This window comes from Janthinobacterium sp. SUN128 (assembly GCF_030587275.1).
Classification (GTDB): Bacteria; Pseudomonadota; Gammaproteobacteria; order Burkholderiales; family Burkholderiaceae_D; genus Janthinobacterium; species Janthinobacterium lividum.
Genome location: NZ_JAPWHY010000001.1, coordinates 1052459 through 1069765, shown reverse-complemented (window position 1 = coordinate 1069765; position 17307 = coordinate 1052459). Strand labels below are relative to the sequence as shown.

General features: G+C 59.5%; 18 protein-coding genes. 3 read left to right on the top strand and 15 right to left on the bottom strand.

Translation table 11 applies throughout. The features are described from left to right. Window positions 1–79: 79 nt before the first annotated feature. The 5 genes from O3297_RS05005 to O3297_RS04985 all read right to left on the bottom strand — a co-directional run bounded on the left by O3297_RS05005 (window position 80) and on the right by O3297_RS04985 (window position 5198). Window positions 80–775 (bottom strand): integrase arm-type DNA-binding domain-containing protein, encoded by a 696-nt coding sequence (locus tag O3297_RS05005; protein ID WP_305047908.1) that lies wholly within the window; start codon window positions 773–775, stop codon window positions 80–82. Between the two features lie 425 nt (window positions 776–1200). Beyond that, window positions 1201–2811: a glutamine-hydrolyzing GMP synthase gene (gene guaA, locus O3297_RS05000; protein ID WP_034777714.1), complete on the bottom strand. Its 1611-nt coding sequence runs from the start codon at window positions 2809–2811 to the stop codon at window positions 1201–1203. A gap of 70 nt (window positions 2812–2881) precedes the next feature. Next, window positions 2882–4342 carry an IMP dehydrogenase gene (guaB, locus tag O3297_RS04995; RefSeq protein WP_034777711.1) on the bottom strand — a complete coding sequence of 487 codons (1461 nt, stop codon included), beginning with the start codon at window positions 4340–4342 and terminating at the stop codon, window positions 2882–2884. A 135-nt stretch (window positions 4343–4477) separates the two neighbouring features. Continuing rightward, window positions 4478–4774: an RnfH family protein gene (locus O3297_RS04990; protein WP_034784128.1), complete on the bottom strand. Its 297-nt coding sequence runs from the start codon at window positions 4772–4774 to the stop codon at window positions 4478–4480. Then, complete coding sequence (locus tag O3297_RS04985; RefSeq protein ID WP_035818194.1) at window positions 4767–5198, bottom strand: type II toxin-antitoxin system RatA family toxin; 432 nt, start codon at window positions 5196–5198, stop codon at window positions 4767–4769. The genes O3297_RS04990 and O3297_RS04985 overlap by 8 nt, the downstream gene beginning before the upstream one ends. 93 nt (window positions 5199–5291) lie before the next feature. On the opposite strand from O3297_RS04985, the gene smpB reads away from it, so the two are divergent. After that, window positions 5292–5741: an SsrA-binding protein SmpB gene (gene smpB / locus O3297_RS04980; RefSeq protein WP_034784131.1), complete on the top strand. Its 450-nt coding sequence runs from the start codon at window positions 5292–5294 to the stop codon at window positions 5739–5741. 312 nt (window positions 5742–6053) lie between these two features. On the opposite strand, the gene O3297_RS04975 is transcribed toward smpB, so the two are convergent. Next, the gene (locus tag O3297_RS04975; RefSeq protein ID WP_010397665.1) at window positions 6054–6362 is read right to left on the bottom strand and encodes an H-NS family nucleoid-associated regulatory protein; all 309 of its coding nucleotides are present in this window, start codon (window positions 6360–6362) and stop codon (window positions 6054–6056) included. 91 nt (window positions 6363–6453) lie between these two features. Here O3297_RS04975 and O3297_RS04970 point away from each other — a divergent pair, with 91 nt between their 5' ends. Beyond that, window positions 6454–6855 (top strand): hypothetical protein, encoded by a 402-nt coding sequence (locus O3297_RS04970; RefSeq protein ID WP_305047907.1) that lies wholly within the window; start codon window positions 6454–6456, stop codon window positions 6853–6855. Between the two features lie 147 nt (window positions 6856–7002). Here O3297_RS04970 and O3297_RS04965 read toward each other — a convergent pair whose 3' ends face one another. The 4 genes from O3297_RS04965 to ppsA form a co-directional block, all read right to left on the bottom strand. Continuing rightward, window positions 7003–7947 (bottom strand): SPFH domain-containing protein, encoded by a 945-nt coding sequence (locus O3297_RS04965; protein ID WP_070257384.1) that lies wholly within the window; start codon window positions 7945–7947, stop codon window positions 7003–7005. 15 nt (window positions 7948–7962) lie between these two features. Beyond that, a complete protein-coding gene (locus tag O3297_RS04960; RefSeq protein WP_034784134.1) occupies window positions 7963–8379 on the bottom strand; it encodes an NfeD family protein in 417 nt (138 codons plus the stop codon). 177 nt (window positions 8380–8556) lie between these two features. Then, window positions 8557–9054, bottom strand: a complete 498-nt coding sequence (locus tag O3297_RS04955) for a Dps family protein (RefSeq protein ID WP_034752224.1) — start codon at window positions 9052–9054, stop codon at window positions 8557–8559. 146 nt (window positions 9055–9200) lie between these two features. Next, window positions 9201–11633, bottom strand: coding sequence for a phosphoenolpyruvate synthase (gene ppsA / locus O3297_RS04950; RefSeq protein WP_305047906.1), 2433 nt, complete (start codon window positions 11631–11633; stop codon window positions 9201–9203). Window positions 11634–11785: 152 nt separating this feature from the next. Between ppsA and O3297_RS04945 the strand changes: the two genes are divergently transcribed. Then, window positions 11786–12634 (top strand): pyruvate, water dikinase regulatory protein, encoded by an 849-nt coding sequence (locus O3297_RS04945; protein ID WP_034784135.1) that lies wholly within the window; start codon window positions 11786–11788, stop codon window positions 12632–12634. A 34-nt stretch (window positions 12635–12668) separates the two neighbouring features. Here the strand turns inward: O3297_RS04945 and O3297_RS04940 are convergent, their stop codons facing one another. The 5 genes from O3297_RS04940 to lpxA are packed head-to-tail and all read right to left on the bottom strand — an operon-like array spanning window position 12669 to window position 17307. Then, on the bottom strand, window positions 12669–13871 hold the full coding sequence (locus O3297_RS04940) for an aminotransferase class V-fold PLP-dependent enzyme (RefSeq protein ID WP_305047905.1): 1203 nt from the start codon (window positions 13869–13871) through the stop codon (window positions 12669–12671). Window positions 13872–13882: 11 nt separating this feature from the next. Continuing rightward, window positions 13883–14668 (bottom strand): RNA methyltransferase, encoded by a 786-nt coding sequence (locus tag O3297_RS04935; RefSeq protein ID WP_034784137.1) that lies wholly within the window; start codon window positions 14666–14668, stop codon window positions 13883–13885. Further along, entirely contained in the window at window positions 14665–15303 is a 639-nt protein-coding gene (gene rnhB, locus O3297_RS04930; protein ID WP_070279252.1) for a ribonuclease HII, read from the bottom strand. Before rnhB ends, O3297_RS04935 begins: the two co-directional genes overlap by 4 nt. A 44-nt stretch (window positions 15304–15347) precedes the next feature. After that, window positions 15348–16532, bottom strand: coding sequence for a lipid-A-disaccharide synthase (gene lpxB, locus O3297_RS04925; RefSeq protein ID WP_305047904.1), 1185 nt, complete (start codon window positions 16530–16532; stop codon window positions 15348–15350). Further along, window positions 16516–17307 (bottom strand): acyl-ACP--UDP-N-acetylglucosamine O-acyltransferase, encoded by a 792-nt coding sequence (lpxA, locus tag O3297_RS04920; RefSeq protein WP_092610952.1) that lies wholly within the window; start codon window positions 17305–17307, stop codon window positions 16516–16518. Before lpxA ends, lpxB begins: the two co-directional genes overlap by 17 nt.

Below are 17307 nucleotides of genomic sequence, written 5' to 3'. Positions count from 1 at the left end.
CCAGCAGCAGACGTTCAGTTCTTAGCCTCGGAGACCGAAACCTTGCAAGGAGCGTAAGTGGATTTCACGGAATTAGCTTTTAGGAGAGTTGATGATCGTTGGATAAAAGCCGATGACTATGTGGATTGGGCAAATGAATTACTCGAATGTGGTTGTGACGCCCCGAGCATTTGGGAGCTTGCGGCTTACCGTTGGGATGCCTATGTCGACCCGAATCAAGTTGAACGGTTATCTGTTGTCCGCGTTGTTCCGCATACCTGAAGACCAGCTTAACGATATCGCGCGCGTGCACGGCCGTCGCAGGGGCGCCACGTGCGAGGATGGCGTCGCATACGGAACGCAACTCGTTGTGCGTAATTTCATGCAGCAAGAGATTGCCAAATGGGCGTTTTAGATCGCGTTCGTACACCGCGCGCCGCATGTCCCGCGTCGACTCCGCCATCTTGCACTTTATTAGCCAACGTTCGGCCCAGACGCTGAATGGTTCTCCAGCGGCCAACTGATTGCGCGATTGGGCTTTGAGGCGCGACGGGGACTTGCCTTCTGACAACTCCTTTTTAGCCTCACTTAGCCGGGCTCTCGCCTCCTGCAGACTCAAACCCGATGTGCCATACTGGCCGAGTACCAGCGTTTCCTGTCGGCCATGTACGCGGTAATTATAGCGAAACGACACGGTGCCACTTTTAAGCACAAGAGCGTAAAGTCCATCGCGGTCAGGCACCTTATATGCCTTATCGGCAGCTTTAAGATTTTTCAGCTTGGTGTCAGTGAGCATGATCCCCCCTTTCGGTACCATCACGTTAGCAACGTCACTTCATAATATCCCACCAAATCAAATACTTACACAAAAAGAACCTATTCACTTAAGGTGAAATCGAGGGCAAATCGGGGGGAGTAAAAGGGATTTGATACCATCAGCGTGACATCTCTTCACCAAAGAAAAATATCTTTTATAATCAGTCACTTAGACAAAAAAATACCATCAAAATACCATCTATCGCGACCTGTGCCGATGATGGTATGAGTACTCCTCCGGCAAATGCACGCTTGCGATACCATGAAAAATACCAACAAAAAAAAGCCGCTTGACGCTGCCATATGATGCCTGCGTTTGCCAGACAAAATAAAAAAAGCCCCTGAAAAATCAGGGGCTTAGCTGTTTCATTGACCCGGCGTTACCTTACGGTGCCGGACGGGAGATTATTCCCATTCGATGGTCGCCGGCGGCTTGCCCGAAATATCGTAGACGACGCGGTTGATGCCGCGCACTTCATTGATGATGCGGTTGGAGACCTTGCCCAGCAAGCTGTGCGGCAGGTGCGCCCAGTGGGCCGTCATGAAGTCCTGCGTTTGCACGGCGCGCAAGGCCACCACGTATTCGTAGGTACGGCCATCGCCCATCACACCCACCGATTTGACGGGCAGGAAGACGGCGAAAGCCTGGCTCGTCGCTTCATACCAGTTCGCTGGCAACGCGTCCGGGTCGACGGCCTGGCCGGCGACGAATTCGTACGGCGTGTTGCGCAGTTCTTCGATGAAGATGGCGTCGGCGCGGCGCAGCAGATCGGCGTAGTCTTTCTTGACTTCGCCGAGGATGCGCACGCCCAGGCCCGGGCCCGGGAACGGGTGGCGGTAGACCATGTCATGCGGCAAGCCCAGGGCGACGCCCAGTTTTCGCACTTCGTCCTTGAACAGTTCGCGCAAAGGCTCAAGCAACTTGAGCTTCATGGTGTCCGGCAAGCCGCCCACGTTGTGGTGGCTCTTGATGGTCTGGCCTTTTTTACCTTTACCGGCCGATTCGATGACATCCGGGTAGATCGTGCCTTGCGCCAGCCATTTGGCGTTGACCAGCTTGCCCGACTCGACCTGGAAGACTTCGACGAATTCGCGGCCGATGATCTTGCGCTTTTGCTCGGGATCGGTAACGCCGGCCAGGTGGCCCATGAACTGGTCTTCCGCATCGACGCGGATGACTTTCACGCCCAGGTTCTTGGCGAACATGTCCATCACCATCTTGCCTTCGTCCAGGCGCAGCAGGCCGTGGTCGACAAAGACGCAGGTCAGCTGGTCGCCGATAGCGCGGTGGATCAGGGCAGCAGCCACGGACGAATCAACGCCGCCGGACAGGCCCAGGATGACGTCATCGCTACCGACTTGCGCGCGGATTTTTTCCACCGCTTCGCTGATGTAGTCGGGCATGTTCCAGTCCGACTTGCAGCCGCAGATTTCATGCACGAAACGGCCGATCATGGCCTTGCCCTGCACCGTGTGCGTCACTTCCGGGTGGAATTGCACGCCGTAGAACTGGCGCTCTTCGTCGGCCATGGCCGCGATCGGGCAGCTCGGGGTGTTGCCCATCAACTTGAAGCCTGGCGGCATTTCCAGCACCTTGTCGCCATGGCTCATCCACACTTTCAGCATGCCGTGGCCTTCGTCGGTGACGAAGTCGGCAATACCGTTGAGCAACTTGGTGTGGCTGCGGGCGCGCACTTCGGCGTAGCCGAATTCGCGCACCAGGCCGTTTTCCACCTTGCCGCCCAGCTGGGCCGCCATGGTTTGCATGCCGTAGCAGATGCCCAGCACGGGCACGCCCAGCTCGAACACGGCTTGCGGCGCGCGCGGCGAGTCGCCGTCCAGCGTGGAATTGTGGCTGCCCGACAGGATCACGCCGGCGGCGCCATAGTTGCGCACGAATTCATCGCTGACGTCATACGGGAAGACTTCGGAAAACACGCCGGAATCGCGCACGCGGCGGGCGATCAACTGGGTGACTTGGGAACCGAAATCGAGAATGAGGATTTTAGAGTGCATGGTCGGAGCTTTATTCAGGGTCAATTGCAAAACCGGCGCACTGGGCGCCGGTCTGGACTTTCGTTACCGCTTACTCGGAGCGATAATTTGGCGCTTCTTTCGTGATCTGCACATCATGGACATGCGACTCGCGCATGCCGGCCGAGGTGATTTCCACGAATTCCGCTTTTTCGCGCAGTTCGTCGATGGTGGCGCAACCGCAGTAACCCATCGATTGACGCACCCCGCCCACCAGCTGGAAGATGATCGCCAGCACGCTGCCCTTGTAGGCGACGCGGCCTTCGATACCTTCAGGCACGAACTTGTCGGCCTTCATGGTGGCGTCCTGGAAATAACGGTCAGCCGAACCATCGGACATCGCGCCCAGCGAACCCATGCCGCGGTACGATTTGTAGCTGCGGCCCTGGTACAGGATCACTTCACCCGGTGCTTCTTCCGTACCGGCAAACATGGAACCCATCATGACGGTCGAGGCGCCAGCGGCCAGCGCTTTCGAGATATCGCCCGAGAAGCGGATACCGCCGTCGGCGATACATGGCACGCCCGTACCGGCCAAAGCTTCGGCAACATTCGAAATGGCCGTGATTTGCGGCACGCCCACGCCGGCAACGATACGCGTGGTGCAGATCGAGCCAGGACCGATGCCGACCTTGACCGCATCGGCGCCGTATTCCACCAGCGCCTTGGCGGCAGCGGCGGTAGCGATATTGCCGCCAATCACTTCCACTTGCGGGTACTTGGTCTTGATCCAGCGTACGCGGTCGAGGATGCCTTGCGAGTGACCGTGGGCCGTGTCGACCACCAGCACGTCGACACCGGCAGCGACCAGCAGGTCGATGCGTTCTTCATCCTTGGCGCCTACGCCGACAGCGGCGCCGACCAGCAGCTTGCCCTGGCTGTCTTTCGACGCGAACGGGTGGGAGGTCGATTTCTGGATATCCTTGACGGTGATCAGGCCGCGCAGCTCAAACGCGTCGTTGACGACCAGCACGCGCTCGAGGCGGTGCTTGTTCATCAGGCGCTTGGCTTCGGCCGTATCGGCATCTTCGTTGACGACCACCAGCTTTTCGCGCGGGGTCATCTTGGCGGAAGCTTCCGCGTCGAGTTCCTTTTCAAAGCGCAAATCGCGGTTGGTGATGATGCCGACGACTTCCTTGCCCTTGACAACAGGGAAACCGCTGATGCCGTACTGTTCCGTCAGAGCGATCACGTCGCGGATTTTCATTTCCGGCGGAATCGTGATCGGGTCACGCAGCACACCTGCTTCGAAACGCTTTACGCGGGCCACTTCACGTGCCTGGTCCTTGGGGTTCAAATTCTTGTGGATGATGCCGATGCCGCCTTCCTGGGCCATCGCGATCGCCAGACGGGCTTCCGTCACCGTATCCATGGCTGCGGACAGCAAGGGAATATTCAGGGTGATATTGCGGGTCAGGCGAGTTTTGAGGGACGTATCGGCGGGCAGAACGTTGGAGTAGGCTGGGACGAGCAGCACGTCATCGAATGTGAGTGCTTTTTGAAGTAGACGCATAGCATTTCCTATTGGCGCAAAAGCAGATTATACAGAAAAAAGCACCCTCCGTCCTTGCAGCATAAAAAAGATATTTGGAAATAGCAAAAAGTGGCGCTCACCAGGCAACGGCTTCGCGGCGATAGGCCTGCCCGCTCAGCCCTTCGCTGGCTTGCCGCCAGCCCTGCGCCGGCGCGCTTCTTTCGGGTCTGCCTGCAAGGGACGGTAGACTTCCACCCGATCATGCTCGCGCAGGACGGTATCCAACGGCTTCTTCTTGCCATAGATACCGACCATGTTCACGGCCAGGTCGATGGCGGGGATTTCCCGCAGCAGTCCGCTCAGCGCCACCGCCTGCTCGATGGTGGTGCCAGCAGGCACGTTCAAGGAGCGCAGGAACGTGCTGTCGGGCAGCGCGTGGCATACTTGCACCGTGATGCCTGCTTCAGCCATACACCGTCTCCGCGCGCTTGCAGAAGGAATCGACCATGCTGTTGGCGATCATGCCGAAGACGGGGCCGATGATCTGTTCCAGTACGCGACTGGAAAACTCGTAGTGCAGGTCCAGTTCGATCTTGCACGCATCTTCGCGCAGGGCCTTGAAGGTCCACACGCCGTCGAGGGTCTTGAAAGGACCGTCCACCAGCTTCATCTTGATGGAAGTCGGCGGCACGTTCTCGTTGGACGTGGTGAAGCTTTGGCGCACGCCGTGGTAATGTATGCCCACGCTGGCGACAACCGTGTTCTCGCCCCGCTCGCGAATCTCGACCGCACCGCACCATGGCAGGAATTTGGGATAATCCTCCACCGCCGCCACCAGCGCGAACATTTGTTCGGCGCTATAGCCGAGAAAAACTGATTTATGTACTACTGCCATTGAAGAACCATTTGCTATGATGTTGGATACATTTGATTTTATCGCGCTTGCGCGAGACAGTAGTTTAACCGACCCGCGCACATTTACCATCTCATGACCATAGCAGACAACAGAAAAGCCTTCCACGACTACTTTATCGAGGATCGCTACGAAGCCGGCATCGTGCTGGAAGGCTGGGAAGTCAAAGCCATCCGCGACGCCCGCGTACAAATCAAGGAAGCCTACGTCGTCGTCCGCGGCGATGAACTCTTCCTGTTCGGTGCGCATATCAGCGCCCTGCCGACCGCCTCCACCCATATCCATCCGGAAGCCGTGCGCACGCGCAAGCTGCTGCTGCACCGTGCGGAAATGGATAAACTGATCGGCAAGGTGGAACGCTCCGGCTATACCCTGGTGCCGCTCAACCTGCACTACAAGGGCGGCCGCGTGAAATGCGAAATCGGCCTGGCCAAGGGCAAGAAGCAGCACGACAAGCGGGCAGCGGAACGCGACCGCGACGGCGCGCGCGAAGTCCAGGCGGCGATGAAGTCGCACCGCCGCTGATCCGGCGCTACGCGCAGCGTGCTGCGCCGATACCATCAAGCCCGGCTATATGCCGGGTTTTATTTTGCCGGTGCCTGCGGCAAGCGGAAACGCACAGCGCAATGGGATAAAAACAGGGAATGGAAAGAGATACGGCGGGAAAAAACTGGTATTGGTGAAAACACCATGGAGATAAGCGAATGAATCAGCTTTGCCTGCCTGGCCAAAGACGATAAATCAGGAAAGTTCCGGATGCTTGCATGCTGCCTTGTACTACACCTGTATCACTGCACAGGACAAGCATCCGAATGAACGGTTTTTAAACCTTCAGAATCAAACCTTCAGCAGATCACGCGACTTGCCCGAATCGGTCCACTCTTTGACCCATTTCGGCTGACGGCCACGGCCAGTCCATTGCTGCGTCGCGTCATCCGGATTGCGATAGCGTACTGCGACCGTGCCGGTTTTAGCGCGGATACCCGTACCAACCAGATCTTTTACGGAAACGCCAACGCTCTGGGCGATTGCCAGGATTTGCTCGCGCGCTTTGGACAGATCGTCCTGTTCGCGTTTCTTCATTTGCTTCTTGATGTCGTCCTGCAAGGTGCGCAGTTCGGACAGGGATAAGCTGGACAGATCCATGATATTTCCTTGTGTGAGTTGAAAAATATAACTGAACAGTTAAATTCTATCCAATTGTAACGCGACTGAGGTGATTTTTCTTCAGATTTGATTGTTTTTTACAATTCTTTTACCAAAAAACCTGCTTGCCTGGCTTTCAAACAGTGTAATCGTTCCAGCATGGGGAACCGGCATCGCGCATGAACTGCCTGTACAAGCGTCTCCGCTTTGTACGGCTGCCGTTCAATACAGCGCCATCGGCAGTATTTATTTTGCAGTACTTTCTGTTTCATTGCAATTTATAGTAATTATAAATTGCAATTCAAAATATACATGGGAGCAATACTATCGCCCCTTATGCATCAACTCCCAAATACCCCAAAGCACCTCCCAAGTATCCGTCGCGGATATCGGCGCAATCATAGCCATGCATGAGCCGCAGATTCTACTTAATCAAAAAGATAAGCGTCGCACGACAGCATATAAGCCCGAAAGTGCGCACAGCATAGCATAAAGAAAAGATTTCAACGTTATGGATTCAAGCGCAGATACTCCAGCCCGTCTGTCAGCATATATTTCAATGGCGCAATTGAAAACTGCCCGCGATATGGCGGGCAGTTTTAAAGACAAACCTGCTACGAGTTTGCTATTCACCAGGCAATCAGGGAATCGCCACGCTGCCTTTTGGCTTCTGCGTTTTCACCACCTGCATCGCCGTGGCGATCAAACCGCTCATATCGCCCAGATTCGCCGGCACGATAATCGAGTTATTGGTTTTCGCCAATTGTGCGAACGCGCCCACATACTGCTCGGCTACTTTCAGGTTTACGGCATCTTCCCCGCCCGGTTCGCGAATGGCGGCACCCACCTGGCGCAGCGCCTCGGCACTGGCTTGCGCCAGCGCGACGATGGCCGTGGCCTGGCCTTCGGCACGGTTGATCGAGGCCTGCTTCTCGCCTTCGGAGCGGGCAATGGCCGCTTCGCGCTCACCGCTGGCGATATTGATCTGTTCCTGCTTGCGCCCTTCCGAGGCGGCAATCAGGGCGCGCTTTTCGCGTTCGGCCGTAATCTGTGCCTGCATCGCATGCAGGATTTCCTTGGGCGGCGTCAAATCCTTGATTTCATAGCGCAATACCTTGACGCCCCAATTCGCCGCCGATTCATCGATGGCATTCACGATGGCCGTATTGATATGGTCGCGTTCTTCAAATGTCTTGTCGAGTTCCATTTTACCGATCACCGAACGCAAGGTCGTTTGCGCCAGCTGCGTAATGGCGGCAATATAATTCGACGAGCCATATGAAGCACGCATGGCATCAGTAATCTGGAAATACAGAATACCATCGACCTGCAATTGCGTATTGTCGCGCGTAATGCACACCTGCGGCGGCACGTCGAGCGGAATTTCCTTGAGCACGTGCTTGTAGGCGATACGGTCGACAAAAGGCACGACAATATTCAGGCCAGGACCCAATACCGCGTGAAACTTGCCCAGACGCTCCACCACCCAGGCATGCTGCTGCGGCACCACATTGACCGTCTTGAAGACAAATACCAATGCCAGCAATAACAAGATCAGCGACACGCTACCAGTGCTTACTTCCATAATCTACTCTCCAGGTTATCCAACAATCAAACGGCTGCCACGCACGGCATGTATGGTGTAATGGCCGGCTTGCGTATCGCCGCCGGGAATCAGCTCCACATCCCACAAGGCGCCGCGGTACATGACGCGCGCCGCGCCATCGACCCAATGCGCGACCGCTACGCTTTGGCCGATATCGAGATTCACATTCGGGTCCTGCGCCGCATCGCGCCGCGCCGCCTTGCCAAAACGGCTGCGCCGCAATAACAGGGTGGCAGCGACGCCGACAATGGCGGCCGTCAGGGCTTGCCAGCCGCCATTGCCGCCCGCCAGCGCCACCAGTCCTCCGGCACTGATGCCGATGGCGATCATCAGCAAATAAAATGTGCCCGTAAACAGCTCCAGGATCAATACCGCGCCAGCCGCCACAAACCAGCCTACCCATTCAGCCATGATGCCTCCATCTTTGCGAATCCGAAAATAAAAAACCCCGTAGCCTATATAAGCGACGGGGTTTAATGCGTATTACTGCCTGATATTATTCTTGCCAAACACCTATATACAAGCAGTCTAACGCAATTCCTGATGACGTCAATAGGCGGGGGCGAATTAGCGCCGCAGGCCCGGCCTTTATTCCTCGAGCAGGCTGCGCAACATCCACGCCGTCTTTTCATGCAAATCCAGGCGCTGCGTGATCAGGTCGGCCGTCGGCTGGTCATTGGCTTTTTCCAGCAGCGGGAACAGGCGGCGCGCCGTGCGCGCGGTTGCTTCCTGTGCCGATACCAGGTGGCTGACCATGTCCAGCGCCGGCGGCACGCCGTCGATTTCCTTGATCGAGGCCAGCTTGACGAATTCCTTGTAGGTGCCCGGCGCCGGGTAGCCGAGAGCGCGGATGCGCTCGGCGATCAGGTCCAGCGCGGCCCACTGCTCCGTGTATTGCGTCATGAACATCAGGTGCAGGGTGTTGAACATCGGCCCCTTGACGTTCCAGTGAAAATTATGGGTCATCAGGTACAAGGTGTAGCTGTCGGCCAGCAGGCCGGACAGGCCTTCCGCAATCTTCGCGCGGTCCGCTTCGGAAATGCCGATATCGATCTTTGCCACTTTGCTCGGTTTCTTGCTTGCCATGTGAACTCCTGTTTCAATGTATTGGTGGAATCATTTTAGCTGATCTGGAGCAAGCCCATCGAATACTGCCGTGCGCCGCGTGGCAGGCATAAAAAAACCCGCTGCCGGGTGAACGGCAGCGGGTTTTCAAAGGACGGGAAAGATGCTTACGCTTTCAGCGCAGCCAGTTTCTGCCAGGTGTCGATCACCGAATCAGGATTCAGCGACATCGATTCGATGCCCTGCTCCATCAGCCAGACGGCGAAGTCCGGATGGTCGGAAGGACCCTGACCGCAAATGCCGATGTACTTGCCGCGTGCCAGGCAAGCCTTGATGGCCAGGGCCAGCAGGGCTTTCACGGCAGGATCGCGCTCGTCGAAGTCGGCGGCCAGCAATTCCATGCCGGAATCGCGGTCCAGGCCCAGGGTCAGCTGGGTCAGGTCGTTCGAACCGATCGAGAAACCATCGAAATGGTCGAGGAACTGGTCGGCCAGGATGGCGTTCGACGGCACTTCGCACATCATGATGACGCGCAAGTCGTTCTCGCCGCGCTTCAAGCCATTCTTCGCCAGCAAGTCGATGACTTTCTCGGCCTGGCCCAGGGTGCGCACGAAGGGCACCATGATTTCCACGTTGGTCAGGCCCATGTCATTGCGCACGCGCTTCATCGCTTCGCATTCCATGTTGAACGCTTCGGAGAAGTCGGCCGACAGGTAGCGCGCCGCACCGCGGAAGCCCAGCATCGGGTTTTCTTCGTCCGGCTCGTAGCGCGAACCGCCGATCAGCTTCTTGTACTCGTTCGACTTGAAGTCGGACAGGCGCACGATGACTTTTTTCGGCCAGAACGCGGCGGCGATGGTGGCGATGCCTTCGGCCAGCTTGTCGATGTAGAACGCCTTTGGCGAAGCGTGGCCGCGCGCCACCGATTCCACGGCCTTTTTCAGGTCGGCATCGATGTTCGGGTATTCCAGGATCGCGCGCGGGTGCACACCAATATTGTTATTGATGATGAATTCCAGGCGCGCCAGGCCAACGCCGGCATTCGGCACGGACTGGAAGTCGAACGCCAGTTGCGGATTGCCCACGTTGAGCATGATCTTGGTGTCAAGCTTCGGCAATTCGCCGCGCGACACTTCCGACACTTCTGTTTCCAGCAAGCCATCGTAGATCTTGCCTTCGTCGCCTTCGGAGCACACCACGGTGACAAACGTGCCATCTTTCAGCACGTCGGTCGCGTCGCCGCAGCCGACGACGGCAGGCACGCCCAGTTCACGCGCAATAATTGCTGCGTGGCAAGTACGACCGCCGCGGTTGGTGACGATGGCCGAAGCGCGCTTCATGACCGGCTCCCAGTTCGGGTCTGTCATGTCGGCAACAAGCACGTCGCCTGGCTGCACGCGTTCCATGTCGGCCGGGTCGTGAATCACGCGCACGGGGCCGGCGCCGATCTTTTGGCCGATGGCGCGGCCCGACGTCAGTACGGTGCCCGTGCTTTTCAGCTTGAAGCGCTCTTGCACATCGGTCGCCTTTTGCTGCGACTTGACGGTCTCTGGACGCGCTTGCAGGATGTACAGCTTGCCGTCGCGGCCATCCTTGCCCCACTCGATGTCCATCGGACGGCCGTAGTGGTTTTCGATGATGACGGCGTATTTGGCCAATTCCACCACTTCGCTGTCGTTCAGCGAATAGCGGTTGCGCATTTCGACGGGCACGTCGACAGTTTTCACGGAACGGCCAGCTTTCGCTTCGTTCGTGAATTCCATCTTCAGCAGCTTCGAGCCGATATTGCGGCGGATCACGGGCGACTTGCCTTTTTCCAGCATCGGCTTGTGCACATAGAATTCGTCGGGATTGACGGCGCCCTGCACCACGGTCTCGCCCAGGCCATAGCTGGAGGTGACGAAAACCACGTCCTTGAAGCCCGATTCCGTATCGATGGTAAACATCACGCCAGCCGCGCCCAGGTCGGAACGCACCATGCGCTGCACGCCGGCCGACAAGGCCACTTCAGCGTGCGTGAAACCTTTGTGCACGCGGTACGAGATGGCGCGGTCGTTGTACAGCGACGCGAACACCTGCTTCATGGCCTCAAGCACGTTGTCGATGCCGACCACGTTCAGGAAGGTCTCTTGCTGACCAGCAAAAGACGCATCCGGCAAGTCTTCCGCCGTGGCGGAGGAACGCACGGCAAACGACATTTCGGTATCGGAATCGGCCACCAGTTTGGCATACAACTGGTCGATTTCGGCGGCCAGGCGTGGCTGGAATGGCGTTTCCACGATCCATTGACGGATCTCGGCGCCGGCTTGCGCCAGCGAGCGCACGTCATCGATGTTCAGCCCTTCAAGGCGCTGGGCGATGCGTTCGGCCAGCGGCAAGCCGCCGTTGGCGCTATACGACAGGAAATCGCGGAATGCCTGCGCCGTGGTGGCAAAGCCACCGGGCACGCGCACGCCGGCTTCCGCCAGCTGGCTGATCATTTCGCCCAGGGAGGCGTTCTTTCCGCCGACGGATTCGACATCCGTCATGCGCAAATGCTCGAACGAGGCAACATACACCGCGTCCTTGTCTTCCTGCTGTTGCGATACTGCGTTGGTCATAATGACACCCTTACTGATGATAGAAATCTTTACGCGCGGCGCACAGACAGTCTTCTTGTTATTCTTGGCGTCGTGCAGCACAATCATACCGTTGCAGCCATTTTACCTTGTGCGGCGCAAATTGACGACGCACAATCTTGATCCGAAAACCCATGACACAAGATCCACGCCCCCCTCTGCCCTCCGCGGCCCGCACCGTCTTCTTCGTTTCCGACGGCACCGGCATCACCGCCGAGACGTTCGGCCACTCGGTGCTGACGCAGTTCGATCTGCGCTTCCGCCAGATCCGCCTGCCCTTCATCGACACCATGGACAAGGCCTACGAGGCGGCGCGCAAGATCAACGAAGCGTTCGCCACCGATGGCCAGCGCCCGATCATTTTCTCCACCCTGGTGAAGAACGACCTGTCGGCCGTGATCCGCAAGTCCAGCGGCATGCACATGGACCTGATCCAGACCTTTGTCGCCCCGCTGGAGCAGGAACTGGGCGTCATGTCGACCCATACCATCGGGCGCTCGCACAATATCGTCGACAGCGAGGAATACAAGAACCGCATCGAGGCGATCAACTATTCGCTGGCGCACGACGATGGCCAGTCGCACAAGAACCTGTCCTCGGCCGATGTCATTCTGGTGGGTGTGTCGCGCTCTGGCAAGACCCCGACCAGCCTGTACCTGGCCATGCAATACGGCATTAAGGCGGCCAACTATCCGCTGATTCCCGACGATTTCGAGCGCGACAAGCTGCCATCGGCCCTGCTGGAATTTAAGAATAAAATTTTCGGATTGAGCATTACGCCCGAACGTTTGTCGGAAATACGCAACGAAAGGCGCGCTGGAAGCAAGTATGCGGCCATCGAAAATTGCCGTTACGAGGTCAACGAGGCGGAAAAAATGATGAAACGCGAGGGCATCCGCTGGCTGTCGTCGACCACCAAGTCGATCGAAGAGATCTCCACGACGATCCTGCAGGAGATCAAGCCGAACCGCCGCGAGTACTAGAACGCTTGACCAAACCTGCTGCGCGTCGGTTTTGTCAGGTGTCCGTTTCTCTGGATAGTGCCGTCAGCGCCGCCACCAACCGGTCCAGTTCACCGATGGTGGTGGTGACGGCCACCGTGGCGCGCACGACATCGGTATCGCCGATATTGCGTTCGACGGTAAACACGCCGAAGCGGTGCAATAAAGCCTGTTGCAGTTCCCGCGCACGCATGCCATCGACGGCAAACGCCACCAGTGCCGTGCCCCGTTTCGCATCGAGCGGCGACAGCATGCGCACGCCGGGCAGTTGCGCGGCGCGGCTGACCCAGTAATTGCGCAGCCAGGCCAGGCGTTCGTTCTTGGCCGGCGTGCCGCCCAGGCGCGCATGAAAGTCCAATGCGGCAGGCGCAGCCAGGATGGCGCCGATCGGCGGCATGCCCATATGCAGGCGGCCGCGGATATCGTCGGGCGGATAATCATCGTCGCCAAAATGCGGCTCGATCTTGTGCAACTGCGATGCACGGATATACACGACACCCAGTCCCGCCGGCGCCCCCATCCATTTGTGCAGATTGAAACCGGCGAAATCGACGCCCATCGCTTGCACGTCCACGTCGACCTGCCCCAGCGCATGGGCGCTATCGAGCAGCACGTCGATGCCGTGCTCGCGCGCCAGCGCCATGATGGCCTGCACTGGCAGTTGCTGGCCGTTGGCCGGCGCCACCTGCGACAGCAGCAGCAACTTGGGCTTGACGGCCTGGCGCATGGCTTGCGCGTAACTGGCGACGATTTCGTCATCGCTGATGGGCAAGCGCAATGTGACTTGCGTGCTGGTGACGCCACGGCGCTGCGCCAGCCAGCGCATGGCCGTGCGCATGGCCGGATAGTCGAGATTGCTCCACAGTACCGTATCGCCGGGCGCCAGGCCGTAGTATTGCGTAATCAGCACCTGCATGGACTCGGTGCCGCTGCGGGTCAGCAGTATCTCGTGCGGCTCCGCGTGGATCAGCGCAGCGACGCGCTGGCGCAGGATATCCACATGCGTGCGCGTGAACTCGCCGCGCACGAAAGGACTCAGTTGCTCGTTGGTGTAGCGCACGGCCTGCTCGAAGGCGGCTTGCACGGGCGCGGCCATGGCGCCGAAATAGCCATGCTCGAGATTGACGATGGCGTCCGGCGGCGCGGGATACAACGCGGCCACCTGGCGCCACCAGGCCTCGTCGCGTGCGGCACCGTCGGCGAGCAGGGGGAAAGACATGGCTACCCTGTTCAGGCCTGGCCCTGGCGCAGCTGCTCGAAGAAGCAGACGGCGGCGCAGGCGGCCACGTTCAGCGATTCGATCTGGCCCAGGTGGGGAATGACCACCTGGTGCGTGGCCATCGACAATAAATCGTCGGCGACGCCCTGCCCTTCATGGCCGAACAGCCACGCGACGGGCTGGCGCAGGTCGACGTCGTACAGGCGCTGCGTGGCATAGCCGCTGGTGGCGAGGGTCGCCACCTTGGCGCCGGAAACGAGCGCCGCCAGGTCGACGTTTTCAAAGATGTCGAGCACGAAATGCGCGCCCATCGCCGCGCGCAGCACCTTCGGCGACCAGCAGAAAGCCGTGCCGGCGCTGCAGTACACCTGCGTGATGCCGGCGGCGGCCGCGCTGCGCAGGATGGAGCCCACATTGCCCGGGTCTTGCAGGTTATCGAGCAGCACGGCCGACACGCCCAGGGGCTGCGTGACGGCCCGTTCCGGCGTCTCGATGAGGAACATCACGCCCACGCCGTGTTCGACCTGGCTCACCGCGTTATACAGCGCGTCGGGCAAGCCCAGTACGTGCGCGCGCTGGCTTTCCAGCTGGCCGACGATGTCCGCCACTTCCCCGTTCTGCAAGGCGCTTTCGCTGACGATACATTGCTCCGGCATGCCGCGCAGCTGCAGGTAGGACTGGCACAGGTGCACGCCGTCGAGCAAGGTGCGGCCCGACTTGCGGCGCGCCTGCGAACTGCCCGCCAGCTTCAGCAAATCCTTGTATTGCGCATTGTCGCGCGAGGTAATCGTCTTCATGCCGCCACCTCCTGTGCGCCAAACAGGGCGATCACGTTGCGCACGGGCGCGAACGAGCGGCGGTGCACGGGCGAGGCGCCGTGCAGGTGCAGGCGCTCGAGGTGCAGCTTGGTGCCGTAGCCCTTGTGCTGGTCGAAGCAGTATTCGGGATAGGCCGCATGCAGGTGTACCAGGGCGGCGTCGCGTGCCGTCTTGGCCAGGATCGAGGCGGCGGAAATCGAATCGACCTTGTCGTCGCCACCAATGATGGCCATGCCGCGTATCGGCATCACGGGGCAGCGGTTGCCGTCGATCAGGGCCAGGGTCGGCACGGTAGCCAACGCCTCGACGGCGCGGCGCATGGCCAGCATCGACGCCTGCAAAATGTTCAGGCGGTCGATCTCTTCTTCCGACGCTTCGGCGATGGCCCAGGCCAGAGCCTTGGCCTTGATCTGCGGCGCCAGCAGGTCGCGCTTGGTTTCGCTGAGTTTTTTCGAGTCGCGCAGGCCGTCGATAGGCTGGTTCGGGTCGAGGATCACGGCGGCGGCAAACACGGGGCCGGCCAGCGGACCGCGTCCTGCCTCGTCGACGCCGCAGATGATTTCATCGAGCGAGAATGGCAAGTCGTCAAACAGGCCGGGATAGATATTTTTCACGTTGAATCTTTGGTTGGTACTGCGGTTGAAGCGGTGATCGGGGCTTACTTGCGGTTGGCGGCGATAACTTGCATGACGGCGTTGGCGCTCTCTCGCGCGCTGTCGCGCAGCAGGCTGTGGTGCATGTCCGTGAAGCGCTGCACCAGGCGCAGGCGGCCCGGCACGTCGCTCAGCTGCTGCCACATGGCCTCGGCCAGCGATTCGGGGCTGGCCGCGTTTTGCAGCAGTTCGGGCACCAGGTAGTCGCGCGCCAGGATGTTTGGCAAACCGATCCACGGCTGGTAACCCATGTGGCGCATGATTTCCCACGACGCGCGCATCATCTTGTAGGCGATGACCATGGGCTTCTTGTACAGCGCCACTTCCAGCGAGGCCGTGCCGGACGCCACCAGCACCGCATCGGCGGCGCAGATGGCCGTGTGCGAGCCGCCGTCGGTGAGCAGTATCTCGACGTCCTGCAAGCCCGCTTCGCGGATCAGTTGCAAAAAGTACTGGCGCTGCTTTTCACCGGCCATGGGCGCGACGAAACGCAGGGAGCGGTCGCGCGCCAGCAGCAGCTTGCAGGCGCCGACAAAGGCCACCGTATTGTATTTGAGTTCGCCCATGCGGCTGCCCGGCATCAGGGTCACGACATTCGCGTCTTCCGGCAAGCCCAGGGTGCGACGCGCGGCCGCTTCGTCGGGCTGCAACGGAATCATTTCAGCCAGCGGATGGCCGACATAGGTGACGGGCACGCCCGCCTTGCGGTATATCTCCTCCTCGAAGGGGAAGATCACCAGCATGTGCGAGACGGCCTTGATGATTTTCTTGATGCGGCCACCGCGCCAGGCCCATATCTGCGGCCCGATGTAGTGCACGGTAGGGATGCCGCCTTCCTTGAGCTGCTGTTCCAGCCCCAGGTTGAAGCCCGGGTAGTCGGCGCCGATGAAGACGGCGGGACGCTCCGCCAGCAACTGGTCGCGCAGCGCGTTCTGGATGCCCTTGATTTCGCGGTAGCGGGGAATGATCTCGAACAGGCCCCGCACGGTCAGCTTGTCGAGCGGCCAGTCGGAAACAAAGCCCTGCCTGGCCATGTGCTCGCCGCCGATGCCGTGAAAGCGGGCGCCGGGCAGCTGCGGCACGAGGCCGGACAGCAGCCGGCTGGCCAGCAGGTCGCCCGACACCTCGCCGGCGACGATGGCGACATTGGCGACCGGCCGGCCGCCGGACTGGTCAGCGGACGATGCCACGCGACGCCACGCCAAGGAATTCGCGCATGGCACGAATGTGTTCCGCCACCTCAGGCGACGATGCCGCTTCTTCTTCGAACAGGGCTGCCTTGGATTCTTCCAGGGTCAGTCCCGAGCGGTAGATGAGTTTATACGCGGTGCGGATGCCGTTGATCTGCTCGCGCGTAAAACCGCGGCGTTTCAAGCCCTCGATATTGACGCCATGCGCCTGCGCCGGATTACCATTCAACAGGACGAACGGTGGCACGTCCTGCGTCAGGCTGGTGCTCATGCCGACAAAAGCGTGCGCGCCGATCTTGCAGAACTGGTGCACATTGGCGAAGCCGCTCATGATGACCCAGTCGCCGATCTCCACGTGGCCCGCCAGCTGCGCGTTGTTCGAAAAAATCGTGTTGTTGCCCACCAGGCAGTCGTGCGCCAGGTGCACATACGCCGAAATCCAGTTGTCATTGCCCAGGCGCGTCACGCCGCCGCCCTGCACGGTGCCCGTGTTGAAGGTGCAGAATTCGCGGATGGTGTTGCGGTCGCCGATTTCCAGGCGCGTCGCCTCGCCCGCCCATTTTTTGTCCTGCGGCTGCGCGCCGATGGAGGAAAACTGGAACAGGTGGTTATCGCTGCCGATCGTCGTGTGCCCGTCGATCACCACGTGCGGGCCAACCTTGGTGCCGGCGCCGATGCGCACGTGCGGACCGATGATGGTGTACGGACCCACCTCGACCGAACTGTCGAGCTCGGCCTTCGGGTCGATGACTGCCGTGGAGTGGATGGCCGCCAT